General features: G+C 70.1%; 25 protein-coding genes and 1 pseudogene. 7 read left to right on the top strand and 19 right to left on the bottom strand.

The features are described 5' to 3' along the window. Window positions 1–34 precede the first annotated feature (34 nt). The 3 genes from ACK8GG_RS06960 to ACK8GG_RS06970 form a co-directional block, all read right to left on the bottom strand. Complete coding sequence (locus ACK8GG_RS06960) at window positions 35–817, bottom strand: SDR family oxidoreductase (RefSeq protein ID WP_440355880.1); 783 nt, start codon at window positions 815–817, stop codon at window positions 35–37. Between the two features lies 1 nt (window position 818). Continuing rightward, window positions 819–1,799, bottom strand: a complete 981-nt coding sequence (locus tag ACK8GG_RS06965) for an LLM class F420-dependent oxidoreductase (protein WP_440349227.1) — start codon at window positions 1,797–1,799, stop codon at window positions 819–821. Between the two features lie 148 nt (window positions 1,800–1,947). Then, entirely contained in the window at window positions 1,948–2,835 is an 888-nt protein-coding gene (locus ACK8GG_RS06970; protein ID WP_440352872.1) for a phosphatase PAP2 family protein, read from the bottom strand. Window positions 2,836–3,008: 173 nt separating this feature from the next. Here ACK8GG_RS06970 and ACK8GG_RS06975 point away from each other — a divergent pair, with 173 nt between their 5' ends. Beyond that, complete coding sequence (locus tag ACK8GG_RS06975) at window positions 3,009–3,680, top strand: DUF3159 domain-containing protein (RefSeq protein WP_440352871.1); 672 nt, start codon at window positions 3,009–3,011, stop codon at window positions 3,678–3,680. A 58-nt stretch (window positions 3,681–3,738) separates the two neighbouring features. Here ACK8GG_RS06975 and ACK8GG_RS06980 read toward each other — a convergent pair whose 3' ends face one another. The 8 genes from ACK8GG_RS06980 to ACK8GG_RS07015 all read right to left on the bottom strand — a co-directional run bounded on the left by ACK8GG_RS06980 (window position 3,739) and on the right by ACK8GG_RS07015 (window position 13,597). Beyond that, window positions 3,739–4,161: a roadblock/LC7 domain-containing protein gene (locus tag ACK8GG_RS06980; RefSeq protein WP_440348882.1), complete on the bottom strand. Its 423-nt coding sequence runs from the start codon at window positions 4,159–4,161 to the stop codon at window positions 3,739–3,741. Between the two features lie 2 nt (window positions 4,162–4,163). Continuing rightward, window positions 4,164–6,626, bottom strand: a complete 2,463-nt coding sequence (locus tag ACK8GG_RS06985; RefSeq protein ID WP_440355881.1) for a sensor histidine kinase — start codon at window positions 6,624–6,626, stop codon at window positions 4,164–4,166. A 90-nt stretch (window positions 6,627–6,716) separates the two neighbouring features. Further along, window positions 6,717–8,126: an FGGY family carbohydrate kinase gene (locus ACK8GG_RS06990; RefSeq protein WP_440355882.1), complete on the bottom strand. Its 1,410-nt coding sequence runs from the start codon at window positions 8,124–8,126 to the stop codon at window positions 6,717–6,719. A gap of 316 nt (window positions 8,127–8,442) precedes the next feature. Beyond that, the gene (wrbA, locus tag ACK8GG_RS06995; RefSeq protein WP_440355883.1) at window positions 8,443–9,063 is read right to left on the bottom strand and encodes an NAD(P)H:quinone oxidoreductase; all 621 of its coding nucleotides are present in this window, start codon (window positions 9,061–9,063) and stop codon (window positions 8,443–8,445) included. Window positions 9,064–9,281: 218 nt separating this feature from the next. After that, a complete protein-coding gene (locus tag ACK8GG_RS07000; RefSeq protein WP_440355884.1) occupies window positions 9,282–10,487 on the bottom strand; it encodes an ABC transporter ATP-binding protein in 1,206 nt (401 codons plus the stop codon). Window positions 10,488–10,497: 10 nt separating this feature from the next. Then, a complete protein-coding gene (locus tag ACK8GG_RS07005; protein ID WP_440348887.1) occupies window positions 10,498–11,337 on the bottom strand; it encodes a carbohydrate ABC transporter permease in 840 nt (279 codons plus the stop codon). After that, window positions 11,337–12,317: a carbohydrate ABC transporter permease gene (locus ACK8GG_RS07010; protein ID WP_440352867.1), complete on the bottom strand. Its 981-nt coding sequence runs from the start codon at window positions 12,315–12,317 to the stop codon at window positions 11,337–11,339. Before ACK8GG_RS07010 ends, ACK8GG_RS07005 begins: the two co-directional genes overlap by 1 nt. Beyond that, a complete protein-coding gene (locus ACK8GG_RS07015; RefSeq protein ID WP_440355885.1) occupies window positions 12,314–13,597 on the bottom strand; it encodes an ABC transporter substrate-binding protein in 1,284 nt (427 codons plus the stop codon). Before ACK8GG_RS07015 ends, ACK8GG_RS07010 begins: the two co-directional genes overlap by 4 nt. A 336-nt stretch (window positions 13,598–13,933) precedes the next feature. Between ACK8GG_RS07015 and ACK8GG_RS07020 the strand changes: the two genes are divergently transcribed. Further along, window positions 13,934–14,209, top strand: a complete 276-nt coding sequence (locus ACK8GG_RS07020) for a hypothetical protein (protein ID WP_440348890.1) — start codon at window positions 13,934–13,936, stop codon at window positions 14,207–14,209. A 15-nt stretch (window positions 14,210–14,224) separates the two neighbouring features. Here ACK8GG_RS07020 and ACK8GG_RS07025 read toward each other — a convergent pair whose 3' ends face one another. Continuing rightward, complete coding sequence (locus ACK8GG_RS07025; protein ID WP_440352865.1) at window positions 14,225–14,677, bottom strand: flavodoxin family protein; 453 nt, start codon at window positions 14,675–14,677, stop codon at window positions 14,225–14,227. 163 nt (window positions 14,678–14,840) lie between these two features. Between ACK8GG_RS07025 and pnuC the strand changes: the two genes are divergently transcribed. Genes pnuC through ACK8GG_RS07040 form a run of 3 tightly spaced genes read left to right on the top strand, consistent with a single transcriptional unit; the run spans window position 14,841 to window position 17,340 of the window. After that, a complete protein-coding gene (gene pnuC / locus ACK8GG_RS07030; protein ID WP_440355886.1) occupies window positions 14,841–15,578 on the top strand; it encodes a nicotinamide riboside transporter PnuC in 738 nt (245 codons plus the stop codon). Beyond that, window positions 15,575–16,639 carry an AAA family ATPase gene (locus ACK8GG_RS07035; RefSeq protein WP_440355887.1) on the top strand — a complete coding sequence of 355 codons (1,065 nt, stop codon included), beginning with the start codon at window positions 15,575–15,577 and terminating at the stop codon, window positions 16,637–16,639. The genes pnuC and ACK8GG_RS07035 overlap by 4 nt, the downstream gene beginning before the upstream one ends. Beyond that, a complete protein-coding gene (locus tag ACK8GG_RS07040; RefSeq protein ID WP_440355888.1) occupies window positions 16,636–17,340 on the top strand; it encodes an NUDIX hydrolase in 705 nt (234 codons plus the stop codon). The genes ACK8GG_RS07035 and ACK8GG_RS07040 overlap by 4 nt, the downstream gene beginning before the upstream one ends. On the opposite strand, the gene ACK8GG_RS07045 is transcribed toward ACK8GG_RS07040, so the two are convergent. The 6 genes and pseudogenes from ACK8GG_RS07045 to ACK8GG_RS07070 form a co-directional block, all read right to left on the bottom strand. Beyond that, a complete protein-coding gene (locus ACK8GG_RS07045) occupies window positions 17,333–17,953 on the bottom strand; it encodes a response regulator (RefSeq protein WP_440355889.1) in 621 nt (206 codons plus the stop codon). The two genes, ACK8GG_RS07040 and ACK8GG_RS07045, sit on opposite strands and share 8 nt — an antisense overlap. Beyond that, window positions 17,950–19,296 (bottom strand): sensor histidine kinase, encoded by a 1,347-nt coding sequence (locus ACK8GG_RS07050; RefSeq protein ID WP_440355890.1) that lies wholly within the window; start codon window positions 19,294–19,296, stop codon window positions 17,950–17,952. Before ACK8GG_RS07050 ends, ACK8GG_RS07045 begins: the two co-directional genes overlap by 4 nt. Window positions 19,297–19,302: 6 nt before the next feature. Beyond that, window positions 19,303–20,067, bottom strand: a complete 765-nt coding sequence (locus ACK8GG_RS07055) for an ABC transporter permease (RefSeq protein ID WP_440355891.1) — start codon at window positions 20,065–20,067, stop codon at window positions 19,303–19,305. Continuing rightward, window positions 20,067–21,002, bottom strand: coding sequence for an ABC transporter ATP-binding protein (locus ACK8GG_RS07060; protein WP_440355892.1), 936 nt, complete (start codon window positions 21,000–21,002; stop codon window positions 20,067–20,069). Before ACK8GG_RS07060 ends, ACK8GG_RS07055 begins: the two co-directional genes overlap by 1 nt. A gap of 129 nt (window positions 21,003–21,131) precedes the next feature. Next, window positions 21,132–21,749, bottom strand: a pseudogene (locus ACK8GG_RS07065) (endonuclease V); the annotation flags it as partial. 131 nt (window positions 21,750–21,880) lie between these two features. After that, the gene (locus ACK8GG_RS07070) at window positions 21,881–22,585 is read right to left on the bottom strand and encodes an HAD family hydrolase (RefSeq protein ID WP_440348899.1); all 705 of its coding nucleotides are present in this window, start codon (window positions 22,583–22,585) and stop codon (window positions 21,881–21,883) included. Window positions 22,586–22,768: 183 nt separating this feature from the next. Here ACK8GG_RS07070 and ACK8GG_RS07075 point away from each other — a divergent pair, with 183 nt between their 5' ends. Then, window positions 22,769–23,188 (top strand): four-helix bundle copper-binding protein, encoded by a 420-nt coding sequence (locus tag ACK8GG_RS07075; protein WP_440348900.1) that lies wholly within the window; start codon window positions 22,769–22,771, stop codon window positions 23,186–23,188. Between the two features lie 145 nt (window positions 23,189–23,333). Here the strand turns inward: ACK8GG_RS07075 and ACK8GG_RS07080 are convergent, their stop codons facing one another. After that, the gene (locus ACK8GG_RS07080) at window positions 23,334–23,795 is read right to left on the bottom strand and encodes a pyridoxamine 5'-phosphate oxidase family protein (protein WP_440355893.1); all 462 of its coding nucleotides are present in this window, start codon (window positions 23,793–23,795) and stop codon (window positions 23,334–23,336) included. A gap of 664 nt (window positions 23,796–24,459) precedes the next feature. Here ACK8GG_RS07080 and ACK8GG_RS07085 point away from each other — a divergent pair. Further along, entirely contained in the window at window positions 24,460–25,041 is a 582-nt protein-coding gene (locus tag ACK8GG_RS07085) for a hypothetical protein (protein ID WP_440348902.1), read from the top strand. The last annotated feature ends 37 nt before the right edge of the window (window positions 25,042–25,078 follow it).

Below are 25,078 nucleotides of genomic sequence, written 5' to 3' on the forward strand. Positions count from 1 at the left end.
GACCGGACGCGCCGGGGAGGACCGGACGCGCCGGCTAACTGCTGAAACGCCGTACCATCGTGCGCATTGCCGTCAGCCAGCCGTCGGGGTTCTCCGCCTTGCGCTGGTGGAAGAGCGCCACCTGCGGATGCGGCAGGATCAGGAACCGCTCCGCCTCGATCCCCTCGACCACCGCCTGCGCCACCTGCTCCGGGGCGAGCACCGCCCCGGCCGCCGCCGTCACCCGGGCACCGAGGTGGCCGGCCGCCAGGCCTTCGCTGAGCATCGGCGTGTCCACCCCTTGCGGGCAGAGCGCGCTGACCCGGATACCCCGGTCGCCGTAGGTGACGGCCAGCCACTCGGCCAAGCCAACCGCCGCGTGCTTCGTCGTCGCGTACGCCGCATCACCGACCGAGGTCAGCAGGCCCGCCGCCGAGCAGGTCTGCAGCAGGTAACCCTCACCCCGGGCGAGCATGCCGGGCAGCACCGCCCGCGCGGCGTGCAGGTGACCCATCACGTTGACCTGCCAGGCACGATCGAAATCACCGTCGAGACCGACACCGGAGGTGACCCCGGCATTGGCGCAGAACAGGTCGATGCGGCCGTACCGCTGCTCGGTCTGCGCGACCAGCGCCGCCACCTGCCCAGCGTCGGTCACGTCCACGGCAGCAGCGGTGGCACCCGTGCCGATGTCGTCGGCGACCACCCCGGCGGCTTCGGCGTCCAGGTCCGCCACGATCACCGCTTCGGCGCCTTCGGCGGCGAAGCGGCGGGCCATGGCCGCGCCTATTCCGCCGGCCCCACCGGTGATCACCACGACCCGGCCGGACAGCTCCATGTCAGTCTCCCTCCGCCGGCCCCGTGCCGAGGCGCGCGATCAGCGCGGTCATCGCCGCGGTGGATCCGGACTGCGACTCCGGGGTGGGCAGCAGGGCCATGACCGGGACCGTCACCCCGGCGGCGGCGTAGCGCCGCACCTGCTCCCGGCAGCTCTGCGGCGAACCGTGCAGCACCAGCGCGTCGACGACCTCGTCGGGCACGGCAGCCGCCGCGCCTCGGCGGTCCCCGGCCGCCCAGGCCTGCCACATCGGGTCCAGCAGCTTCTCGCGCCCCAGCCACCGATGGAAGGCGGCGTACGCGGGCACGGTCAGGTAGGTGGCGATGAGGCGGCGTCCGAGGGTGCGCGCGTACTCGGCGTTCTCCGTCGGGCAGACGAAAATCCGGGCGACGATCTCGAACCCGGGCCGTCGCGACCCCAGCTCGGCGATGGCCTGCGGCACGTCGTCGGCGCCGAGCCAGTTGAGGATGACCCCGTCGGCCTCCTCGGCGGCCAGCCGCAGCATCCGCGGCCGCAACGCCGCCAGGAGCACCGGCGGCGGCACGGCCGGCGGCCGTTCGAGGCGGAACCTGCGCACCGCGAACGTCTCGTACGTCTCGTCGACCAGTTCCCCCCGCAGCGCGCTCTGCAGGAAGCGCAGCATGTCGCGGGTGCGGTGGAACGGTCTGCTGTGGGGCACGGCGTTCCAGTCCTGGCTCAGCACCGGCGAGGAGGCCCCGATCCCGAGCGAGAACCGGCCCGGCGCGGCGTCGGCAAGGGTGGCGGCGCTCATCGCCAGCAGACCCGGACCGCGGGTGAAGACCGGCGTGATCGCCGTGCCGAGCCGGAGCCGGGGCGCCCAGGCGGCCGCCAGCGCCAGCGGGGTGAAGGCGTCGGCCCCGGCCACCTCAGCCGACCAGAGATCGCTGAAACCGGCCCGTTCCAGTGCGGCGTAGATGGTGTCGTGTTCCGACAGTGGCACGTCGTTGAGCGGGATGGTCATGCCCCAGCGATTCGTCACCGCTCGATGGTGCCCACAAACGTGCGCAACAGGCAAGATCTCAGATGCGTCAATTCCTGATGATCGTCGATTGTGCTCGCCGGCAGCCCGGCGCACCCTGAGCCGTTGCAGCCGATTGCCGCCGACGCCGTCAGCCCTTCTGGCTGGGCACCAGCCGATGCAGGGTGACCAGCACCGACGTCATCACCAGCGCCATCGCCCCGGTGATGCCCGCGGCGGACCCGGCATAGGCGATGAAGAGGGTCCGTGCCCGCAGCTCGTCCGGCGGTATGGCGGTCTGTCCCGCGAGCCATGCCAGTGCGGCCCCCGCCGCCAGGCAGAGCAGTAGCCCGCCGACGCCCAGGATCACCAATGAGACACGGTGTGCCTCGGCCGGCTCCACCTGAGCCTGGGCACGCTGGGTGAACAGCAGCAGAAGCCCGGCGATTCCCGCCCAGATCCCGACTACCAGGAACGCGGCGACGGCGTCGCTGGGACGGTGCCATCCGGCGGAGAGCGTCGCCACGCCGGCGGCGGCGGCGTATCCGGCGCCGAGCAGCGCGGCCAGGGCACGTCCCTTGCGGGGCAGGACCAGCACCAGCGCCACCGCCACCGACGCGGCGACCGCCGCATGACCGCTCGGGAGGCTGTTGCCGGCGCCGGACCGTTCGGGGTCGATGCCGAAGTCGGGGCGGATCAGAAAGAACTTGAGCAGCTGTGTGGTGACGTTGGCGCCGCCGATCAGCAGGATCGCCGTGATCGCCAGCGCCACCCGGCCCCGGATCAGCGCGATGAACCCGATGACGAGGGTCGCGGCGAGCAGGGAGACCACCGAAACCGCGTTCAGGATGCGACTGACAGGTTCCTGAATCTGCTCCTGACCGATCTGGTTGCCGGCCAGCGCGGCAGTGTCCAGCCATTGTCCGGTGACGGTGTGCAGCGAGTAGCGCCACACCAGATAAAAGCCGGCCGCCTGAATCGCGACCAGCAGCAATAGCCAGACCGCGGTCCAGGCCTTGGTTCCCCCTCGCACCCGCAAACCGTAACCGCAGCTCGAGCCGGACACACGGCGGGGACCACTTCCAGGCGCCCCACCGGCAGTGACCTGCGCGGATGGACCGGACAGCAGGAGGCCGCGCACAGCAGGATGGACGGGCGGGCAGGTGGTGAACGATCATCGGGCACACCGAACGGAAACCCGGAGGGCAGACAATGACGACACCGCCACCGCAACCCCAGTCCGACAACCTCTTCGACCTGCTCGGCGGGCGGCGCGGCGCGATCGACGCCACCATCCCGCCGCTGGCCTTCGGAGTCGGCTGGTTCGCCGGTGGGGAGTCGATCTGGACCGGAGTGTGGGCGGCCCTGCTCAGCGGCGCCGTCGTCGCCGGCCTGCGGCTCTATCGCGGCGACCGGCCCCGCTCGGTGCTGATCGGGCTGCTCGCGGTCTGCGTCGCCGCCATCATCGCCCTGCGCACCGGACGGGCGGTCGACTTCTTCCTGATCCAGGTGCTCTCCAACGCGGCCAGTGCGCTCGCCTGGGCAGTCAGCGTCGTCGTGCGGTGGCCCCTGATGGGCGTGGTGGTCGGCAGCCTGCTGCGCCAGCGCGGACGGTGGCGGCGCGACCCGGCGCTGATGCGCGGCTACACCCGCGCGAGCTGGCTCTGGACGGCCAGTTACCTGCTGCGGCTGGCGGTTTTCGTGCCGCTCTACTACGCCGAACAGGTGCTGGCGTTGGTCGGCGCCCGGGTGCTGCTGAGCTGGCCGCTGATCGCCGCGCTGCTCGCGGGCAGCTGGTGGGTGATCCGCCGGTCGCTACCACCGGGACACCCCGGCATCCGGCACCCGCAGACGATGCCGGTGGTACAGCCACCACCGGCATGACAGCGACCGCGGGACAGCACAGGGCCGGCCGCACTGCACGCGTACGGCCGGCCCGTTGTCAGTGCGGGAGCGCCTGCTGCAGCTCGGCCCGCAGCGCCGGGGTGAGCATCTCGCCGGCCTGCTTGGCCAGCCGCGCCATCTCGTAACCGACCACACCGATGTCGGCGTCGGCGGCCGCCAGTGTCGCCAGGATCGACCCGTCCCGCATCTGCATGACCAGGAAGTAGCCGCGTCCCATCTCGACCACGGTCTGTTTGACGATGTCACCGTCGAACATCTGCGCCGCTCCCGCGGTGATGCTTGACAGGCCGGACGTCACCGCGGCGAGCTTGTCGGCGTTGTCCCGGGGCAGGTTCGCCGAGACCGCCACGAGCAGGCCGTCCGAGGAGACCACAATCGCGTGCGCCACCCCCGGTACCCGCTCGGCGAACGCGCTGACCAGCCAGCTCAGGTCACGGGCCTGTTGGCTCAATGTCTCCACTGTCACTTCCCTTCACTGCGATCAGCCGCCGAGGGCAGGGTGATCTCCACCGTCTCCTCGGACTCCGCCTTTCGTACACCCTGGTAGAACCGGGAGAGCGTGCCCCCGACAGCATCGGGGTCGGGGTCATGGCGGGCCGCCGGACGCGCGGGCGCGTCGCGCTTCTCGCTCAGCTGCGCCATCGGCACCCGTACCGGCAGTCCGCGTTCGTTGGTGCCGCCGGTCACCGGCACCGCCGGCGGCGCGGTGCGCTGAGCGGGTGCGGCGCTGCCCGTCGCGGCGCGTGCGGACCACCAGGTGCTGGGCTCGGACTCGGGGACGAGCACGTCCTCGGCCCGGGTCGGCACCGGCCGCGGCGTCAGCGCCGCGACGGGGCGGCGCCCCGCCACCGGCATGGCGGTGCCCCGGTCGGCGCTGCCGGTCGCCCAGAGGCCACCGACGCGGCGCAGTGCCGGCGACTCGAGCTGCTGTGGCTGCGCTCCGGTGAGCAGCCGGGACGGCACCCGTACTGCGGCGATGAGCCCTTCCGGCCCGGGCCGCAGCTGGACCCGGATGTCGTGCCGGGCGGCGAGGTTGCTGACCACGAAGAGGCCCATCCGTTCCGAGGCCGCCACGTCGACCTCGGCCGGCGCGGAGAGCAGCGCGTTCAACTCCGCCAGCGAGGCCTCGCCCATTCCGATGCCCTGGTCGACGATTTCGACGAGCGCCCCGCCGTCGGACTCGACCCGGGCCATCACCTGCACGGAGGTGTCCGGCCGGGAGAATGCGGTGGCGTTCTCCAGCAGTTCGGCGAGGAGGTGGACCAACTCGCCGACAGCGTGCCCGACCACCTGCACCTCGGCGATGTGCTGGCGCTGCACCCGGTGGTACTGCTCGATCTCGGCGGTCGCCGCCAGGACCACCGTCGACAGTGCGGTGGGGCGGTTCCAGCGCCGGCTGGACTCCGTCCCGGCCAGCACCAGCAGGCTCTCGTCGTTGCGGCGCATGCGCGCGGCGAGGTGGTCCAGCCGGAAGAGGTTCTCCAGCTGCTGCGGGTCGCTCTCCTCCCGCTCCAGCCCGTCGAGCAGTTCGAGCTGACGCTCCACCAGCACCTGGCTGCGCCGGGCCAGGTTGACGAACATCGCGTTGACGTTGCGGCGCATCGTCGCCTGCTCCACGGCGACGCCCACGGCGCTGCGGTGCACCGCCACGAAGGCCTCGGCCAGCTCCCCCACCTCGTCCCTCGATCGGACGGCCGGCGGCGTCACCGTGATCTCGGGGATCTCGCCACGGACCGAACGCAGCCGCTGCAGTGTCTCGGGCAGCTCCACCTGTGCCACCTTCATCGCCGCCGAGCGCAGGGTGCGCATGGAACGGGCGATGGAGCGGCCGATGGCCATCGACGTCAGCAGGGCGGCGAGCAGCACCAGCAGCACCGCGCCGGCCGCCAGCACCGTACGGCGCAGCTGGGCGGACTCGACCGCCTCGGCCTGCTGCACAGCGTCGTCGAGCACCGACAGCTGGACGCGGTGCAGCACGTCGTGCCGTTGCCGGTCGGCCTGCCACCACTCCTCGGCGCCGAGGACCTGCGGCGCTTCCACGCCGGTGACCAGGGTGCGCCCCTCCAGGTCCGCGGCGACGACGAAGCCCGTCTCCTGTGCTGCCCGGTCCTGCAGCGCGATCTGCTCGGGTGTGGCGCTGCCGCGGAACGCGGCCAGCGCCGCGAGCTGTCCGGCCCGCAGGTCGGTCAGGTGTGCGGGGTCGTCGAGGGCGTAGCGGCCGGCTCGCGCGGCGTCGTAGAGGACGGCCCGGATCCGGGAGGATGCCTCCTTGTAGCGGGCGAACTGCACGTAGCGCAGCACCGCGTCGTTGAGCTCCGGACGTTGCGGGCCGGGCGAGGGCTCTGCCAGCAGAGTCAGCAGCGCGTCGATGGTGCGGTCGTAGCCGGCGAGGATGCTGTCGCGGTCCCGGAACGCCGGCGGCACCTCGGCGCGTGTCTGCAGCAGCTGCTCGTAGGCCTCCAGCACCTGCCCGTACCCGATGCGCCAGGAGGCGTCGGCGTCGGCGAGCGGGTCGGCGGCCGCGGTGAAGTCGCGCATCGCGCCGTCGGTGCCGGCCTGCAGCGGGCGCATGGCCGCAGCGGTGGCGGCGCGGTCGGCACGCTGGCCGCCGCGTTTGAGCGCCGCCAGCTCACCGGCGGTGCGGTCACGTTCCTGCTGGAGGTGGTGCACCAGCTCGGTGATCTCACGTCCGATGCCGACCTGGGCGGCGAAGTCGCTGAGGTTGCTCGCCTGGCCGACCAATCCGTTGACCTGGATGCCCGCGAGCGTGAGGAAGGCGATCGAGGGAACCACCAGAACTGCGGCGAGCTTGCTGCGCAGCCGCCAGTGCCGCACCCGAAGCGCGGAGAGCCGGTCGACGAGGCGGGGCCGGGCACGGGGCGCCGGAGTAGTGCCGTCCGGCGGCTGCGACGCGGTCGCGCCCACACATACCTCCTACGATCCGGGTCCGAGCGGTCCACCGGCGGCGGCGCGGCCGGTCGGACTCACGATTGCGCAGGCTACCCGTCCCGCGGCTCAGGAAGGATACTGCGAGACGCCGACGCTGTCGTGGCCGACGACGCGGAGATCGCGGTCCGTGCCGGCCGGCGCCGCCGGGGCTGGGCAGGCGATTCGTCCGAGCGCGACCAGCGCCGCGCCGACGACGCCGATCTCCGGCTCGGGCTGGAAGTGGACGCTGCGGGGAGCGAGGGCGTCGGCGAAGGCGGAGCGCCACCACGACGAGGCAGCGATCGCCCCGCCGTTGAGGACCACCTCCATCCGCGCGCTGAGCCCTTCCTCGAGGGGAACCAGGTCCTCGGCGACCTGGCGGCAGAGCCCGCGGGCCAACGCGGCGAAGATGTCAACGGCGGTGGTGTGAAAACCCAGGCCGGTGAGGCTGCCGGAGCCGGCGGGCGCGAGCCCGGGGGGCCGGTCCCCGCCGAACCGGGGGTCGGCGACCGGGGACTGCGGCGAGGTACGTGCCAACTCCTCCTCCAGCGCCTCCCCCGTCGGCAGCCGCAGCTCCCGCTGCGCCCAGGCGTAGAGGTTCCCGCCACTGGAGTAGGCGGTGCCGGTGACGATGTAGTCGTGGTCGACGCGGTAGCGCCAGTGCCGGTCGGACAGGGGCGGCAGGGCGGTGCCGACCGGCGCGTACCGGGCGACGCGCAGCGCGGCCGAGGTCCCGACGGTGACAGTTGCCCGCTGCGCTGTGACGCAGCCGGCGGCAACGTTGGCGGCCGCACCGTCACCGACCGTCGGCGCCCAGGCGGCGCCGGCCAGCGGCGGCCAGCGGCGGGCGTACTCGGGGCGCAGCCGGCCACGCCAATCGGCGGCGGCGAGTGCGGGCAGCTGGGTGGCCGGCACCCCGGCGAGCTCCAGCGCCTCCTCGTCCCAGGTGCCGGCGCGCAGGTCGAGCAGCCCGGTGCCCGAGGCCTGCGAGATCGACATCGCCGGATCGTCGAGGAGTTCGCCGAGGACGTACTCGGCGAGCCCGACGTAGCGGGCGGCTCGCACGCCCTCGCAGTCGCGCAGCCAGCGCAGTCGCATCGGCCAGTAGCAGCGGTGCCACCAGGTGCCGGTGCGCCGGTGGTAGTCCGCCGGATCGGCAGGTCCGGACACGCCGGACGGTGCGGCGGCCCGGCTGTCGAGCCAGGTGAGCACCGGCCCCAGCGGGGCGCCGATGGTGTCGACGGGGAGCAACGAGTGCCACTGCGCCGAGACGGCGACCAGACCGACCCCGTCGAGCCGGCCGGCGTCGGCGAGTTCGTCGACGCAGGCGACCAGGGCGGCGAGATAGGCGGCGGCGTCCAGGGTGCCCGCCCCGGCTGGCTCGGTGACCATCGTGACCTTGCGCCGGGCCAGATGACCCGGCAGCTCCGCGGCGTTCTCGTCGAGCACCAGGGCGCGGGCCGAGGACGTTCCAAGGTCCATCGCGAGAATCTTCATCGGAGTCCCCTGTACCCGGCTCGTGGTCGGTCCATCCGCGCCGCGAAGATCCGTGCGTGCGCCGCCGGCACCCACCGGAGGTGCCACCGGGTCCCTCGGCGCCCCACTGCCGGTCACGGTCGGGCTGCGCCGGCAACGCATGTTCTGTCCGGACGAGGGTAGCGATGTCGATGGACCGGTGGGCCGGCCGGGTCCGAGAGCCCCCGGTCGGTCCGCCGGTCTCCGCGCGAGTTGTCACCCGGCGTCGGCCGCCGTCGGGGATGTCACGCCGGGCCGGCGCCCTGGGGGCGTCACGCCGGGCCGGCGCCCTCAGGCGTCACGCCATGCCGGCGCGCAGGGCGGTGGCCACCTGCAAGGCCCGCTGCACCTGCACGGTGGTCGCCTTGACTGCCATCTCGTCGGGAGCGGTCTGTCCGTTGTTGCTGGTGTGCGAGGCCCCGTACGGGTTGCCGGAGACGAACTGACTCGGGTCGACGTAGCCGGGCGCGACGACGATGCCGCCCCAGTGGTAGATGACCGTGTAGAGCGAGAGCAGTGTCGCCTCCTGCCCGCCGTGCGCGGTGGCTGCCGTGCAGAAGCCGGTGAAGATCTTGTTGACCATGGTGCCGGCCGCCCAGAGCGGACCGGTGGTGTCGATGAACTGCTTGAGCTGCGCGGACATCACCCCGTACCGGGTGGGCGTGCCGAAGACGATCACGTCGGCCCAGGCGAGGTCGTCGGGCTCGGCCTCCATCACGTCCTGGGTCTCCAACCGGTGGGCACTCCAGCCGGCGTTGGAGCGGATGGCCTCGTCGGGGGCCAGTTCGCGGACCTTGCGCAGCCGGACCTCCGCGGTCGGGTCGGCGTCGACGGCGGCCTGCACGGCCGCCTGGGCCATCTGGTACGTGATGCCGGTGGCGCTGTAGTAGATGACCGCCACCTTGAGTTGCCCCGCCATGTAGCCGCTCCTCTCAGACCGCTGCCGATTCGCAGGCGTCTACCCGGTGCTCAGGCGAACTAACGACCGGGCGGGGACGAACCGCCCGCAACCTCCGGTACGACAGCGGTGACGACGATCCGCCGGATCGGAGCGGCCGGCCGCAGCCCGCCGAGACGAGACGGTGGCGGCCGGCGGCCCGTTGTCCGGGCCACCGGCCGCCACCGGTGTGGGCGCTGTCAGGCGGCGAGCGCGCCGGCCGCGCGCCCCTCGTGCAGGGTGAGGTTGCGCCCGTCGGCGGGGTCGAAGAGGTGGATCTTTTCGAGGTTCAGCCAGACGCGGCGGTTGGTCCCCTCGGTGACGGTTGACTCGGCCGAGAGGCGGGTGACCAGGTTCGACCCGCCGCCGAACTCGGCCGCACCCGAGTCGGCCGCCAGCTCCTCCAGCTCGGCGGCGGCGGCCCGCTGCCCGTCGAGGGTGAAGTAGACGTACTTGTCCGAGCCCATCGACTCGACGATGTCGACGGGCGCCTCGAACTCCGTACCGGCGGCCCGGACCGCCTCGTCGACCAGTTCGGCGTCCTCGAAGTGCTCCGGGCGGATGCCGAGGATCAGCTCGCGGGGCGCGTTCTCGGCCTCCAGTTCGCGGCGCAGCCGATCGCCCAGCGGCAGGTCGCCCAGGGCGGTGCGCAGCCGGCCGTTCTCGACGGCGGCGTGCAGGAAGTTCATCGACGGCGAGCCGATGAACCCGGCGACGAAGAGGTTGCGCGGGTTGTCGTAGAGCTCCTGTGGCGGCCCGACCTGCTGCACCGCTCCCCCGCGCATGATCACCACCCGGTCGCCGAGGGTCATCGCCTCGGTCTGGTCGTGGGTGACGTAGACGGTGATGGTGCCGAGCTGCTTCTGCAGCCGGGAGACGACGGTACGCATCTGCACGCGCAACTTGGCGTCGAGGTTGGAGAGCGGTTCGTCCATCAGGAACGCCTTGGGCTGGCGCACGATGGCCCGTCCCATGGCCACCCGCTGCCGCTGCCCGCCGGAGAGGTTGGCGGGTTTGCGGTCCAGCAGCGCGGTCAGCTCCAGGACCTTCGCCGCCTCGGTGACCTTGCGGTCGATGGTTTCGGAGTCCATCTTGGCCAGCCGCAGCGGGAAGGACATGTTCTCCCGCACCGTCATGTTCGGGTAAAGCGCGTACGACTGGAAGACCATGGCGATGTCGCGGTCGCGGGGCGCCTTGTCGTTGACCCGTTCGCCGGCGATGCGCAGCTCACCGGAGCTGATGTCCTCCAGCCCGGCGATCATGTTGAGGGTGGTGGACTTGCCGCACCCCGACGGTCCGACGAGGATCACGAACTCGCCGTCGGCGATCTCCAGCTCCACCTCGTCGACCGCGACTGTCCCGTCCGGGAAGCGCTTGCTGACCTTGTCCAGCACGATGTCGGCCATCTTGTATCACCTATCCCTTGACTGCGCCGGAGGTCAGGCCCGACACGATGCGGCGCTGGAAGAAGAGCACGAACAGAATGATCGGTACGGTGATGACCACCGCAGCGGCGGAGATCGCCCCCGTCGGGTCCTCGAACTGCGACTCGCCGGTGAAGAACGACAGCGCCACCGGCACCGTGCGGGAGCGCTCGGTGGAGGTCAGCGAGATGGCGAAGAGGAAGTCGTTCCAGCAGAAGATGAAGACCAGGATCGCCGTGGTGAAGATCCCCGGGGCGGCGAGCGGGGCGATGACCCGCCGGAACGCCTGGGCCTGGGTGGCCCCGTCCATCTTCGCGGCCTTCTCCAGGTCCCACGGGATCTGCTTGAAGAACGCCGAGAGCGTGTAGATCGCCAGCGGCAGCGCGAAGGTGATGTACGGCAGGATCAGCCCCGGCCAGGTGTCGAAGATGCCGAGCCGGCGTTCGATGTCGAACAGCGGCGAGACCAGCGACACCTGCGGGAACATCGCGATCAGCAGGGAGACGCCGACCAGCACCTTCTTGCCGGGGAAGTCGAGCCGGCTGATCGCGTACGCGGCCATCGCTCCGAGCACGACGGCGATGGCGGTGGCGATCAGGGCGATGCCGATGGAGTTGATCAGAGCGCGGACGAACTGGTCGGTGGCGAAGATCGAGCGGTAGTTCTCCAGCGTCCATTCGCGGGGGATGAAGTTGCCGTCGGTGAGCGTGGCCGGGGTCTTGAACGACAGCGAGGCGATCCAGAGCACCGGCGTGAGTGCGAAGACCACCACGACGACGTCGAGCAGACCCCAGCGCCATTTCGCGCGTGCGGTGTTGTCCAGGGCCGCCATCAGCGCCTCTCCTCTTCAGAGCTGCCGGGGGCAGCGGTGCCGAACAGCTTGACGAAGATGAACGCGATGACCGCCACGGTGAGGAAGATCAGCACCGACATGGTGGAGCCGATGCCGAGATTCAGACCGCGGATCAGGTTGTTGTAGGCCAGCATCGACACCGACGAGGTCTCGTTGCCGCCGGCGGTCAGCACGTAGATGTTGTCGAAGACCCGGAAGGCGTCCAGGGTGCGGAAAAGCAGCGCCACCAGGATCGCCGGCTTCATCACCGGCAGCATCACCTTGGTGAAGCGCTGCCACGCCGACGCCCCGTCCATCGAGGCGGCCTTGAGCAGGTCGTCGGGGACCAGCGCCAGCCCGGACATCAGCAGCAGCGCCATGAACGGGGTGGTCTTCCAGATCTCGGCGAGCATGATGATCGCCAGCGAGGAGGCCCGCTCGGTCAGCGGCGCCCCGTCGCCGACGAGGTTCGCCAGGTAGCCGGTGCCCGGCGTCCAGGCGTAGCGCCAGGAGAAGGCTGCCACGACGGTGACGATGCCGTACGGGATCAGGGCGGCGGTGCGGACGATGCCGCGCCCCACCAGCGTCCGGTGCATGATCAGCGCGAGCCCCATGCCGAGTACCAGCTCGACGGCGACGGTGACGACCGTGATCAGCATCGTCACACCGAAGGCGGTCCACCAGTACTCGTTGGTCAGGACGGTGACGTAGTTCTCCAGTCCGACGAACTGACGCTCGTCGGGGAACTTCAGGTCGTAGCGCTGCAGCGACAGCCAGACCGAGTAGAGGATCGGGTACGCCGTCACCGCGATCATGACGAGGGCGGCCGGGGCGCAGAGCAGCAGCCCGAGGCGCCGTTCGGCTTTCTTCCCCTCGCTCAGCGGCGCCTTGCCGCGCCGCCGGGTGGCCGGCTCGCGGTTGCCGGCCTGGGTCTGTTCGGCCGCGGCCTCGGCGGCGACGGGCGTGGTGGGGACACTCATGGCAGGACCCCCTTCGAGTCCAGCGCGTCCTGGATGGCCTCGCGCAGTTCGTCGGCGGTGGCGGCGGGGTCGATCGCCGACGGCGGCGAGAGCACCGCGGAGGTCACGGTCGAGATGTTCTGGTACGCCGGCGACCTCGGCCGGGTGGCCGCGTCCTGGAGCTGTTCGAGGATGGTGTCCTTCATCGGATACGCCTGCGCCATCTCCGGGTCGTCGTAGACGCTCTCGATAGTGGGCGGCACCCCGTCGTTGATCGCCGAGAACTTCTGGTTCTCGGCGCTGCGCAGGCACATGGCCGCCTCGAAGGACTCCTGCGGGTGCTCGGAGTAGGCGCTGACGGCCAGGTTGTAGCCGCCGATGGTGACCTTGCTCGGGGTGCCGGCGTCGACCCCGGGGATCCGCGCCCAGCGGACCTTCTCCGCGAGCTCCGGGTCGGCCTCCTGCAGCGCCGGGTAGACGTAGGGCCAGTTGATCTGGAAGGCGCCGCCACCGGACTGGAAGACCAGCCGGGCCGGGTCCTCGATGGCGTTGGCGAAGGAGGCGTCGGTGATGCCGGCGGTGGCGAAGCGCTGCAGCTGCTCCAGCGCGCGTACCGCCCCCTCGTCCATGACGGCCTTGTTGGCTTCCTCGTCGATGATCCGGCCGCCGGCGCTGGCGACCAGGGTGTTGTAGAGGACGACCAGGCCTTCGTACTGGGCGCCCATGGTGATCACCTGGTGGGTTTTGCCCTCGGCCTTGAGGCGGCTCGCCTGCTCGATCATCTCGTCCCAGGTGGCGGGCGGGGTGTCGACCAGGTCGGTGCGGTACCAGAGAAGCTGGACGTTGGTGTTCTTCGGGGCGGCGTAGAGGCGGTCCTCGTACCGGGCGGTCGCCAGCGGGCCCTCCAGGGTGCCCTCTTCGACCTCGCTGCGGTGTTCGCCGGTCCACTCCAGGATCCACTTCGCGCCGGCGAACTCCTGCGTCCAGGTCACGTCCAGGCCCAGGATGTCCATGCCGCGGTCCTCGGCGGCGAGCCGGCGCACCATCTGCACCCGCTGGTCGTCGGCGCCACGCGGCAGCACCCGGTACGCGATCCGGTAACGGCCCTCGGCCTCGGTGTTGCAGCGGTCGACGACCTGCTGGAAGTTCTCCTCCGGCGCGTAGTACAGGTTGATCGTCGGTATGCCGCCCTCGTCGGCGGTGCCGCAGGCCGCCATCGGCGCGATCAGCGCCAGCGCGGCCGCCGCCGCCCCGGCCCGGGTACGCACCCGGCGCCGGCCGGTTCGTTCGGGGTCGCTCATGCCCCTCCCCTTCTCGTCGGACCTCGCCGGGCCGGTCCGCCCCCGGCATGCGGAAACGACGAACAGGCCGCCGATCGGGCGGCCGTCATCAGGCGTTTCGCTCTCCCACTGCCCGAGTCGAAGATCAACGAAACCTGGTGGTGACGTGGGTGTCAGCCGCTATTCCGGCGAATCGCCACCGTGCGCCGGGACGGTTGGGCAGGATCGGCAGGTACGAGGAGGTCGACGAGCAGAACCTCGGCACGTTCGTACCGAAGCGGACCGTCCGCCACACCCGTGACCGTTTGAAGGGTGGCCGTGGCGGGGTATCGCGGACGCCGACGAAGGGAAGCTGAGATGTCGGAGCCACACGTGACCCTCGACCCCGCAGAGCTGACTCCGGTGCAGGAGAAGCTCCGCATCCCGCTGGAGGAGCAGCTCAGCTCGGCCCTGCAGGCGGCGACCCACCGCGTGCACGACTCCTACGACGGCGAACCGGTGGAACAGGTCTGTCAGCGGCTGCTCGAGGAGACCCGCGCGGGGCTGCATCCCGACATCGCCGAGGCGTTCAATCCGGACATGGACGAGTTCTGCCGGGTGGCGGTGGCCATCGTCCGCGGCGACATCTCCTGACGTCTTGTTCGGCCGCTACCCGGCGATCTCTGCGGCGAGGGTGGCGGCGAGTTCCCAGCACTGTTCCAGGTCCTGCCTGCCCGGCCGGCCGGTGACGACCAGCGGCGGCCGGACCGGCTTCCAGCTCAGCCCGGTGGTGATGGCCTCGACGGCCCGCAGGGCGCCGGACGCGTCGTTGTCGCCGTGCAGGTACGCCGCGTATGGCCGGCCGACCGTCTCTTCCAGGCACGGGTAGTAGATCTGGTCGAAGAAGTGCTTCAGCGCCCCGCTGATGTATCCGAGGTTGACCGGCGTGCCGATCAGGTACGCGTCCGCCGCCAGCACGTCGACCGCGGTGGCCGACAGCGCCGCCCGGGTCACCACCTCCACCCCGTCGAGTTCGTCGGTGGCGGCGCCGGCGCGGGCGGACTCGTACATCGCCTGCATCGACGGCGACGGCGTGTGGTGCACGATCAGCAGTCTCTTCATCCTGGCCAGGCTAGCGGCCCAGCTCCGCAGCGCAGCCCCAGCCGCCCCGCACCTTCCGGCCGCCCCGCACCTTCCGGCCGCCGATTCCCTGCGCGGCATGCGGCCTTGACACGACGCTCAGCACGAATATAGTCATCTTGACTATATTGCTTCGGAGGCAGGCATGACCACTGGCCAACCAGCGACCACCGCGCCGGCCCTCACCGTCCCCGGGTTCGGGGCCAACCTCTACCGGCAACTGCGTGACCGGGCCGTCATCGAGTCGGCGGTCGTCGCCGTCGTCCTGATCGGCGTCTCGTACGTCATCGCGCTGGCGGCCGGCTGGGTGCAGACCCTCAACTGGCTCGAGGTCTTCGCCGTCGTCACCTCGTTCTCCTGCACCTACCTCTGTGTGAAGCAGCGGCGGCTCAACTACCCGATCGGCGCGATCAGCACGGCCGCGTACGCGGTCCTCTTCTGGCAGCAGGAGCTGGTGGCGTCGGCGCTGCTCAACGCGTACCTGACACCGGCGCTGGTCTACGGCTGGTTCCGCTGGCGCGCCGACGAGCAGACCCGTCCCGTCGGGTTCGTCGCGCTGCGCTGGTGGCCGGCGTACATCGCGGTCACCGCGCTCGCCTACTTCGGCGCGAGCGCCCTGGTGAAGGCTCTCGGTGGACAGATGGCCCCGACCGACGCCGCGATCCTCATCGGCACCATGCTGGCCCAGTTCCTGCTGGACAACAAGCGCATCGAGACCTGGGCGGTCTGGGCGGTGGTCAACGTCGCCGCCATCTACACCTACTTCGAGGCGGGCCTGCCGCTGGCCGGATTCCAGTACGTCTTCTTCCTCGGCAACACCCTCTATGGTGCGTACTCGTGGCGTCAGTCGATGACAGCACAGCGCGCGAAGGTCGCGGCATGACCCGCGCGTACGTCCTGGTGACGGCCCTGCCGCCGACCAAGGGACACCTCAACCTGATCCGGTTCGCCGCATCCGTGGCCGAGACCGCCGAGGTGATCATCTGCACCCAGCCGGGCGAACCGTACTGGGCCGAGCGGGTCGCGGCACTGCGGGCGGCGACCGGGACGATGCGGGTGAACATCCACCACCTACACAAGACGCTCCAGCAGGAGCCCCAGGGCGACGACCCGGGATTCTGGGAGATGTGGCGCGACCTCCTGCTGATGTTCGGTCTCCAGCCCGGGACCGATCTCATCGTGACCAGTGAGCCCTACGGCGCCGACCTCGCCCGGGTCACCGGCACGACCTTCGTGCCGTACGACATCGGCCGCGAGTTGAACGGCGCGAAGGCGACCGCGGTGCGCACCGACCCGCTGGGCCGCTTCGCCGACCTGCTGCCGGAGTTCCAGCCCGTGGTGCGGCGGCGCATCACCCTCTTCGGGGCGGAGTGCGTCGGCAAGACCACCCTGTCGCGCAAGCTGGCGTCCCTGCTCGGCGGGCACTGGCTCTTCGAGTACGCCCGCCCCTATCTGGAAGCGCCCGGCATCGGGCCCGAGGTCACCGAGGCCAAGATGGCGACGATCTGGCGCGGCCAGAAGGCCATCCAGGCCGCCGCCGACGTCGAGGCGTGCGACAAGCCGTTCATCGTGCAGGACACCGACCTCTTCACCACCGTCGGCTACTGGGACATGTGGGGCGGCAACACTCCCGACGGCCTCGTCGCCGACGCCGTCGCCACCGCCGCCGACCTCTACCTCATCCCGTCGGCCACCATTGCATTCGAGGCCGACCCGCTCCGGTACGGCGGCGACAGCCGCGAAAGCGCCGACGCCTACTGGATCGACCTCTGCGAGCGGCACGGCCTGAACTACCTGGTGCTGGACTCCCCCACGTTGGACGCGCGGATCAGGGCCGGCCTGGCCGCGATCCGGCGCGACTTCGCCGACAACTGGAAGTTGGACTACCCGCGCGTCGGCACCGAGTACGGCAACCCCGTCGCCCTTTCCCAAGGAGTGCAATGAACAGCTATGACCCCGGCGCGTACCCGCCGTTCGCGGTCACCGTGGACCTGGCCGTCCTGACCATCCGCGACGGTGCGTTCTGCCTGCTGCTCGTCGAGCGCGGCGGGGAGCCGTACGCCGGGTCGTGGGCACTGCCCGGCGGGTTCGTCGGCATCGACGAGGACGCCGGCTCAGCCGCCCGGCGTGAGCTGGTCGAGGAGACCGGCATCGCACTCTCTTCGGCCCACCTGGAACAGCTGGCGACCTACAGCGACCCGGGGCGCGACCCCCGCATGCGGGTGGTCTCCGTCGCGTACGTGGCCCTGGTCCCCTACCCCGGCGAGCCGGAGGGCGGTTCGGACGCCGCCGACGCCCGCTGGTGGGCGCTGGACGACCTCGACGAGGTCGAGTTCGCCTTCGACCACAGAATGATCGTCAACGACGCCGTCGAGCGGGTACGCGGCAAGATCGAGTACACAGACGTGGCCCTGCGGCTCATGCGGGCCGAGTTCACCCTCGGCGAGCTGCGGCGGACCTACGAAGCGATCTGGGGCGAGGCAATCGAGGCAGCGAACTTCCGGCGCAAGATCCTGGCGGCCGAGAGCTTCGTGACCGAGGTGCCCGGGGCGCTCGCCGACACCGGAGCGCGCCCCGCCCGGCTCTACAAAGCCGGCAGCGCCCGCCTGCTCCACCCACCGTTCCGCCGGTCAGGTGTCACGTGAGCAGGCGACGGCGGTAGCCCTCGGCCACCGCCGAGGCTCGATCACGAACGCCGAGTTTGTCGTAGATGTGTTGCAGGTGAGTCTTGATGCTCGCTTCACCGATGAACAACGCGGTAGCAGCGTCCCGGTTCGAATTGCCGTTCGCGACCAGTTGCAGTACCTCCTTCTCTCGATCGGTCAGCGTGCCGACGCCGGGCCTGCGAACATGCCCCATCAGGTGCTGCGTCACCGACGGCGCGAGCACAGACTCTCCACGCGCGGCGGCACGGACCGCTCGCATCAGTTCGTCGGGCAGAGCATCCTTCAGGAGATATCCGATCGCACCCGCCTCGATCGCCGGCAGTACGTCGCTCTCGCTGTCGAAGGTGGTCAGGATCAGTACCCGGGCACTCGGGGCCCGCTCGCGCAGGGTCGCGGTCGCCACGACGCCGTCCATCCCGGGCATCCGAAGGTCCATGAGCACGACATCCGCTGCCAGCAGCGTTGCCCGTTCGATGCCCTCGGCGCCGTCCCCGGCCTCACCGACCACAACGATGTCCTCGGCGTCTGCGAATGTGTCGCGAAGACCGCCCCGCACGATCGGATGATCGTCGACAATCACCAGTCGAATCATCGGTCGGTCTCCCCATCTGCTCTCGTGCCCCCGCGGGCGATCGCCGGAACGCGCGCACTGACGGATGTCCCTTCACCCGGTGCGCTCTGCACCTCTACGTGACCGCCGACCCCTCTGATGCGCTGGCGCATACTCGTCAGGCCGAAGCCGGTGCCGACCCCTTGCGCGAAGCCGCGTCCATCATCGCGTACGTCCAACAGCACCTCGGTGCCCGCGTACGACAGCGTGACGCCGACGCGCGAGGCCTCCGCGTGCTTCGCCACGTTGGTCAACGACTCCTGCGCGACCCGGAAGAGCGACACCTCGATCGCCGGGCTCAGTGGCTCCCGGACGCCGGTGACCTCCACCTGCGCGCTGATCCCCTGGTCCTGCGACCATTGCTCGGTCAACACACGCAGCGCGTCGGGGAGGTGCGCTCGGCCGAGTTCCTGGGGAGCGAGCGCCTGCACGGACCGTCTGGCCTCGGTCAGGCTGCTGCGGGCGAGCCGAAGTGCGCGCGCGACGTGCTCTTCCGTCTCGCCCTGCACACTCGCGGAACGCTCCGCTGCCTGGAGTTGTGTGATGATGCCGGCGAGACCCTGGGCCAGCGTGTCGTGGATTTCGCCGGCCAATCGCTGCCGCTCATCCTGCGCCCCGGATTCACGGGCCTGGGCGACCAGTTGCGCGTGGAGCCCGGCGTTCTCGTGCAGTGCCGCCTCGAGTCGCTCGACGAGTTCCTCCCGCTTGCGTTCCTCCGGTTCGCTGCGCGCCGTCAGCAGGATGCCCACCCCGATCGCCGCAGTCTGCACGGTGACGATCAGGATGAACTCCGCGAGCATGGCCGGGGTCGGGTTGGCCCACACGCGCATCGCCGAGCCGTTGAGGGCCACGGAGGTGGCCAGGACTCCGAGCACCCCCAACGGCCACGGCCTGAGCAGGTACGCGTGGAAGAAGCCCGCAACGGTGAAGACGAGAAAGATGTCGGAGTACGTCATGAGGGTGACGCACAGCGCCAGCAGCCCGACGAAGTAGATGCCCGCCGACACGGGCCGGAGCGTCCTCCTTCTAATGGGCAGCGTCTGCCCGAACAGCACCCACAGCGCCGAGACCGCGACGAGCCCGAGGACGGCGGCCCCCTCGGGCCGGAAGCGTTCGCCATCAGCCGGAAGCACCCGCAAGAAATAGATTGCCGTCGAGACCGTCAGCAGCAGCCACGGTGTGATCAACTGCAGAAGGTCCCAGACCCGCAGCTGCTCCTTCTTCCAGGCCAACCGGGAGCGATTCGCCATCTCCGCCTCTTCCACGATGGCGGATTCGTGCGTCCCGAAGCTCGGGCGCTCACCGGCCCCGGCATCCCGCATCATCGAAACCTACTCCCAGCGGAAGAGCTTCGCGGCGACCGCGCTCGCCATCAGTGCGATGCCCGCCATTATGGCAATCTGCAGCCAGAACGGTTGCCCACCGGCAGTGGCGGTGACCTCGCCCGCTTCGGCGGACCACGCCGCGGTGAGAGCCTGCAGCCCGGGCGGTATGAATTCGCCGGCCTCGCGCAGCACGTCGGGCATGAGGACACGGGGCAGGAAGGCTCCACCGAAGAACATCAGCGCAACGAACAGGAAGGTGCCGATCTGGTTCGCGGCACTGCTCGTGCGGGCCACGGCCGCGGAGATCATGCCGATCCCGAGCAGTGCGGCATAGCCGACGACGAAGGCGACGACGAACTCCAGCGGCCGCTCGGGCGGCGCGATATCCAGCACCGCCCACGCGAGAAAGATCATGAGTGCCGCGGAGACGACAACGGAGGCGAACGCGACAATCATCTGCGCGAGCAGGACCAGGCGCGGGTGCGCAGGAGTGGTCGACAGCCGACGCAGGATGCCGCGCTCACGATACGTCGCGATTATCGCCGGGACGTGCTGCACGGCGATCATCACCATCCCGAAGACCAGTGCGGTCGGCGCCCAGATGTCGATGGACCGGAGCTCACCGGTTTCCGGCGACGACTCTCTGAGCGCCGGGATGGCACCCAGCCCGAGCAGGAGTCCCGTCGGGAAGAGCACACCGAACATGACGGTGGCAGAGTCCCGGAGGAAGAGTCTCGTCTCGACCTTGACCATCTTCAGGAGCGCGGGCATCAGTGCACCCTCCTCTCGGCGGATCCTGAGGACTCCGGGGCGCGTCCCGTGAAGGCCACGAACGCGTCGTCGAGGTTGCGCTGGTCGACGCGGAGATCCTCCGCGACGACCTGTGCCCTGGCGAGCGCCCCTGCAACGCTGCTCAGAAGCTGTCCCCTGCCGGTGACCAGCCAGCGGCCATCGGTGATCTCGACATTGGTCACGTCGGGAAGCTCGGTCAGGACACTCCTGTCCAGCGGTTGACTCAGGCGGAACCGGACCTGCTGCGCCGCGCTCGACTGGGCAATCAGCCCTGCGGGCGTGTCCACTGCGGCGACCCGGCCACCATCGATGACGGCGATCCGGTCGCTGAGGCGCTCCGCTTCATCCATGAAGTGCGTGACCAGGAGGATCGTGACGCCCGTGTCCCGAACGCGCTCGATGAGACTCCAGGTGTCGCGCCTCGCCTGCGGGTCCAGTCCCGTCGTGAGCTCGTCGAGAATCGCGACCTTCGGATTCCCGACCAGAGCGAGCGCGATCGACAGTCGCTGCTTCTGCCCGCCAGAGAGAGCCTTGTACTGCGTGTTGCGCTTCTCGGTGAGGCCAAGGAGCTCCATGAGTTCGCGCCAGTCGGCGGGGTTCCGGTAGAAGGAGCTGTAGAGCTCGAGGGCTTCGGCGACCTTGATCGCGTCTGGGAAGCTGCTCTCCTGCAGTTGCACGCCGACTCGCTCACGCGCCTGGGCCCGGTCCTTGACCGGGTCGAGTCCCAGCACGGAGATCGAACCCGAGTCGGGTGTTCGCAGGCCGGCGATGCTCTCGACGATTGTCGTCTTGCCGGCGCCGTTGGGCCCGATGATGCCGAAGATCTCCTCCTCTTCGACGGTGAAAGAGACATCGTCGACGGCGACGTGCCGTCCGTAGCGCTTGTGCAGATGTCGTACGTCCAACACGGTCATGCTCCGAAGCTATGGGCGCACCGCCCCCGCCACGTCGACCGTGTCGTCTGAGCTCGGGTTGATTCGCACCTCCACCGATCGGTGGATCTTCGGCCGAGGCCGCGCCAGATCGTCGCGTGATCCCTCGGCCGACGTGGCTAGGCAGCGCAGTACCTTGCGGGAGAGGTGATCGGCGGCGCGGGTCGTCTCGGGGAGACGGTAACGGCGACAGAGCCCCAGAGTGATCTCCGTTGCCTCGTCCAGGCTGATGCGGTGGCCCACGGAGACGAAGACCGGTTTCACATCGGTCTGCGTGCGCAGAACCCGGCCCAGGACCTCATCGCCGTCGCACAGCGGCGACCACTCGCCCCGCCGCCTGCCGGGTGCGGTGTACCCCGCGACGAAAGGTGTCTTCGCCACCCCAAAGGTCGGCAGGCCGGTTACCACTCCCAGGTGGCAGGCGAGCCCGAAGCGTCGTGGATGGGCGAGGCCGTACCCGTCGCAGACCACCACGTCGGGACGGCCGGCGAGCCCTGCCAGCGCCTCGATCAGGATCGGCACCTCGCGGAAACCCAGCAGTCCCGGGACGTACGGGAAGGCGGCCTCGCCGTGGACGACGACGGACTCCCGCAGCTCACCGGTTGCCGGGTCGATGAGGACCGCGGCGGCCACGACCTGTTCGGAGGCCTTGTCGTAGGAGACGTCGACCCCGGCGACCGGGGTAGGCTGCGCCGCCAGTCGGCTTGCCGGTTCCACGTACTGCCGCAACTGCTCCTGGATCCGCTCCGCCTCGGTGACGCCGAGCGGCGGCTGATCGCCGGCCGGCCTGGCGCGGTCGAACTGCTCCCTGAGGCCCCGCAGGTAGGCGGCGGCCGGATCCCCCTCGGCGATCTCCGCCATCAGAAGTGGCGCAGCAGCTCAGGGAAGGCCGACAGGTGCAGCACGCCGGTGTCGGTGGGGTCGAGTTCGTCGTGTTCCAGGACCCAGGTGTTGTCGTTGGGGATGAAGACGGCGTTGAAGCCGGCCGCCCGGGCGGGCAGGATGTCCGACTTCGGGGAGTTGCCGATCATCCACGCGTACGCGGGGTCGAAGCCGTGGGTGGCGCTGAGCCGGCGGTAGGTGTCGGTGTTCTTCTCGTCGACGATGTGCGCGGCATCGAAGTGGTGCAGCAGTCCGCAGGCGTCGAGTTTGCGCTGCTGCTCGTCGCGGTCGCCCTTGGTGAGCAGCAGCAGCTCGTAGCGGCGGGCCAGGTCGTCGAGGGTGTCGGCCACGCCGGGGATCAGCTCGACCTCGTGGTGCTGCAGCGCTATCGCCAGCTCCTCGATCTCGCGCCGCTCGGCCTCGGTTGCGGGGCGCTGCCGCAGGTGGGTGAAGCAGTCGCCGAGGCTGCGCAGGAAGACCTTGCTGCCATACCCGTGGGCGACGGCGTTGGCGCGTTCGATGTCGTCGAGGATGCGCCGGATCTCGGTCTTGGCCAGGGTCGGGTGGGCCACCCATTCCAGAAAGTCGTCGATGACCCGTTCGAAGAGGACGTTGTTCTCCCAGAGGGTGTCGTCGGCATCGAAAACGAGCACCTTCGCCCCGTCGCGCGCTCCTGCCGCCATACGTCCCATACGTCCCATCCTTCCCCTGCTCCTGTCCGGCCCTGCGGCAGCGTACGCGGCGGCAGCCGGCCGGTCACACCCATTTCGCCCGGTTCGGGTCCCTGCCCACCCGGCGCCCCCGCATGAGCCGTGACGTGCCGGGTAGGAGGGAACGGACCAGCAGAAACGACGAAGGGAGTGACCGTGACGGCCACCATGACAACGACCACCCGCGCGATGCTCGGCGCCTACCCGGCCTCGATCAACATGGATCGCAGCAAGCTCGCCGCGGCGATCGACATGCTGATCTCGTGCAGCCAGGCCTGCACCGCCTGCGCGGACGCCTGCCTGAGCGAAGATCAGGTGCAGATGCTGACCAAGTGCATCCGCAGCGACCTCGACTGCGCCGACATCTGCGACACCACCGCCCGGGTGCTCTCCCGCCACACCGGCTACGACGCCAACATCAGCCGGAGCCTGCTGGAGGCCTGCATCACCGCGTGCAAGGCCTGCGGCGACGAATGCGAGCAGCACGCCGGCATGCACGAACACTGCCGGATCTGCGCCGAAGCCTGCCGGGCCTGCGAGCGCGCCTGCCGCGACCTGCTCGCCACGATGAGCTGAGCCGGCGACGGCGACAGCGGGCGGCGCACGGATGGATCGCGGTCGCCCGCCGATGAGCCGTGATGATCGTTAGTTGATTTCCGGTGCTCTGCGGCCCTCACCACACCGGGAATCAACTAACGATCATGGCTGCGTCCGCCCGGATTCAGCCGAGCCAGCGGCCGTCGCGCATGAGGATGCGGCCCCGTAGTTCGTTCGCCTCCCGCCAGGCCTGAATGCGCTGCGGCCGGATCAGAAAGTACTGGTACGTCTCGTCGAGTTCACGCGGGTCGAAGCCGGTCCTGCGCGCGAAGGCGTCGCCCACCTCCGCGCCGAGATCGGCGATCTCCACCGCTGCGGCGGTGCCGTCGACGATCACGACGTCACGCGTCGGCCCGAGGCTCAGCCGTACCCGGTTGTCCGCCAGCAGGTTCCGGGCGGTCACCGAGGAGCGCGGCGTGGAGACGAGGAAAGCGCTCCCGTCCCAGCAATACGAGAGCGGGACAAGATGGACACCCCCGGTCGGGCCCGCCGTCGCCACCCAGAGGTCGATGTCGCCGGCCAGCTTTGCGCGGGTGTCCCGCAGCCGCTCCTCCAGCGGCCGCGGCGGAACTTCCACTTCAGTCATCTCTCCCCCGGTCACGTCGTGGTCGATCCCATCCTCGCAGCGGTAACTGCGTCGAGGCGGCTCAACTCCGTCGACCAGCCACAAGTCGCCCCGAAGCCCGTCCCTCAGCAGGCCGGTTGCGGTGGGAACAACGCCAGGTGCACCCCGCCGACTAGCGCTTCTTCATTCCTGACTGGATGCGAGACGTCCCGGCGGGACGCCCCGGAGATGGGCCCCGCCAGTCCGGGTGCCGGCGTACCCGGCCGCGGAGATCCACAAGCCGAGCCCCGTACCGGACCTCATCATCCTGATCCCGACCGAGGGCTCCGTCCACCTCGCGATGGCTCTGCCGAGATACGCCGTTGAGCGCCGTATGGCCGGTTGCCGCCAGCAAGTTGCGGCATGAATGTCCGGATTTTTTCGGGCCGGGATGGGGGCCGGTCCGGAATCGCTCCGGGGGCCGGCGTGGTTGTGTATGGCGTACGGCCGAGGAACGCGACCCCCTGCCGCGCCGGGTGTGTGAACCCGGGTGGCCTCGGTGTGGGTGCCGGGGGTGTTTCCCCTTCTCGGCCGTTCCCCCAATCTTCTTTGGTACGAGCCCGCACGTGCGCGCGTGTCTTCCTGAGTCGTGACTCAGGGTGTGCGCGTCGGTGGGTGTCCCCCTTTGTGTGAAGGAGCTTTTTCGATGAAGAACATTTTCCGTGGTATCGGTGTTGGTGTGGCGGGTCTGGCGTTCACCTCTGGTGTGCTCGCGGGTCCGGTGGTGCCGGCGGTCGCGCATGACGTGGCGGCCCCGGATACGGTTGCGGTGGCGCAGGTGCGGGCCGGTCCGGATCGGGCGAAGCTGGCCACGAGTGTGACCGGTGAGCAGGCGCGGATCGATCTGTCCGCCGAGCAGCAGGCGAACGTGAAGGCGATCGTCGAGGCGACCAAGGCTCAGGGTATGAACGAGCGGGCTGCGGTGATCGCGGTGGCTACTGCGATGCAGGAGTCGAAGCTGGAGAACCTGGGTCACCTGGGTGCGGCGAACGATCATGATTCGCAGGGTCTGTTCCAGCAGCGTCCGTCCAGTGGTTGGGGCACGGTGGAGCAGATCCGGGACCCGCAGTACTCGACCAAGGCGTTCCTGGAGTCCCTTGAGGACGTGCAGGGCTGGGAGAGCATGGAACTGACCGACGCGGCGCAGAAGGTGCAGGTGTCGGCGTACCCGGACGCGTACGCGAAGTGGGAAGCCCAGGCCGCCGACCTGGTCGCCCAGCACTGGTGACAACCACACAGCAACAACGACCGAAGGCCGGACCCCG

Origin of the sequence: Melissospora conviva, assembly GCF_049523535.1 — a bacterium.
GTDB classification, from domain to species: domain Bacteria; phylum Actinomycetota; class Actinomycetes; order Mycobacteriales; family Micromonosporaceae; genus Melissospora; species Melissospora conviva.

Excerpts from the sequence above, each read along its gene's own strand:
- ACK8GG_RS06960 (WP_440355880.1), bottom strand. The coding sequence starts at position 817 with ATGGAGCTGTCCGGCCGGGTCGTGGTGATCACCGGTGGGGCCGGCGGA.
- ACK8GG_RS06965 (WP_440349227.1), bottom strand. The coding sequence starts at position 1,799 with ATGACCATCCCGCTCAACGACGTGCCACTGTCGGAACACGACACCATC.
- ACK8GG_RS06975 (WP_440352871.1), top strand. The coding sequence starts at position 3,009 with ATGACGACACCGCCACCGCAACCCCAGTCCGACAACCTCTTCGACCTG.
- ACK8GG_RS06990 (WP_440355882.1), bottom strand. The coding sequence starts at position 8,126 with ATGAAGATTCTCGCGATGGACCTTGGAACGTCCTCGGCCCGCGCCCTG.
- wrbA (WP_440355883.1), bottom strand. The coding sequence starts at position 9,063 with ATGGCGGGGCAACTCAAGGTGGCGGTCATCTACTACAGCGCCACCGGC.
- ACK8GG_RS07000 (WP_440355884.1), bottom strand. The coding sequence starts at position 10,487 with ATGGCCGACATCGTGCTGGACAAGGTCAGCAAGCGCTTCCCGGACGGG.
- ACK8GG_RS07005 (WP_440348887.1), bottom strand. The coding sequence starts at position 11,337 with ATGGCGGCCCTGGACAACACCGCACGCGCGAAATGGCGCTGGGGTCTG.
- ACK8GG_RS07010 (WP_440352867.1), bottom strand. The coding sequence starts at position 12,317 with ATGAGTGTCCCCACCACGCCCGTCGCCGCCGAGGCCGCGGCCGAACAG.
- ACK8GG_RS07015 (WP_440355885.1), bottom strand. The coding sequence starts at position 13,597 with ATGAGCGACCCCGAACGAACCGGCCGGCGCCGGGTGCGTACCCGGGCC.
- ACK8GG_RS07020 (WP_440348890.1), top strand. The coding sequence starts at position 13,934 with ATGTCGGAGCCACACGTGACCCTCGACCCCGCAGAGCTGACTCCGGTG.
- ACK8GG_RS07025 (WP_440352865.1), bottom strand. The coding sequence starts at position 14,677 with ATGAAGAGACTGCTGATCGTGCACCACACGCCGTCGCCGTCGATGCAG.
- pnuC (WP_440355886.1), top strand. The coding sequence starts at position 14,841 with ATGACCACTGGCCAACCAGCGACCACCGCGCCGGCCCTCACCGTCCCC.
- ACK8GG_RS07035 (WP_440355887.1), top strand. The coding sequence starts at position 15,575 with ATGACCCGCGCGTACGTCCTGGTGACGGCCCTGCCGCCGACCAAGGGA.
- ACK8GG_RS07040 (WP_440355888.1), top strand. The coding sequence starts at position 16,636 with ATGAACAGCTATGACCCCGGCGCGTACCCGCCGTTCGCGGTCACCGTG.
- ACK8GG_RS07045 (WP_440355889.1), bottom strand. The coding sequence starts at position 17,953 with ATGATTCGACTGGTGATTGTCGACGATCATCCGATCGTGCGGGGCGGT.
- ACK8GG_RS07050 (WP_440355890.1), bottom strand. The coding sequence starts at position 19,296 with ATGATGCGGGATGCCGGGGCCGGTGAGCGCCCGAGCTTCGGGACGCAC.
- ACK8GG_RS07055 (WP_440355891.1), bottom strand. The coding sequence starts at position 20,067 with ATGCCCGCGCTCCTGAAGATGGTCAAGGTCGAGACGAGACTCTTCCTC.
- ACK8GG_RS07060 (WP_440355892.1), bottom strand. The coding sequence starts at position 21,002 with ATGACCGTGTTGGACGTACGACATCTGCACAAGCGCTACGGACGGCAC.
- ACK8GG_RS07070 (WP_440348899.1), bottom strand. The coding sequence starts at position 22,585 with ATGGCGGCAGGAGCGCGCGACGGGGCGAAGGTGCTCGTTTTCGATGCC.
- ACK8GG_RS07080 (WP_440355893.1), bottom strand. The coding sequence starts at position 23,795 with ATGACTGAAGTGGAAGTTCCGCCGCGGCCGCTGGAGGAGCGGCTGCGG.
- ACK8GG_RS07085 (WP_440348902.1), top strand. The coding sequence starts at position 24,460 with ATGAAGAACATTTTCCGTGGTATCGGTGTTGGTGTGGCGGGTCTGGCG.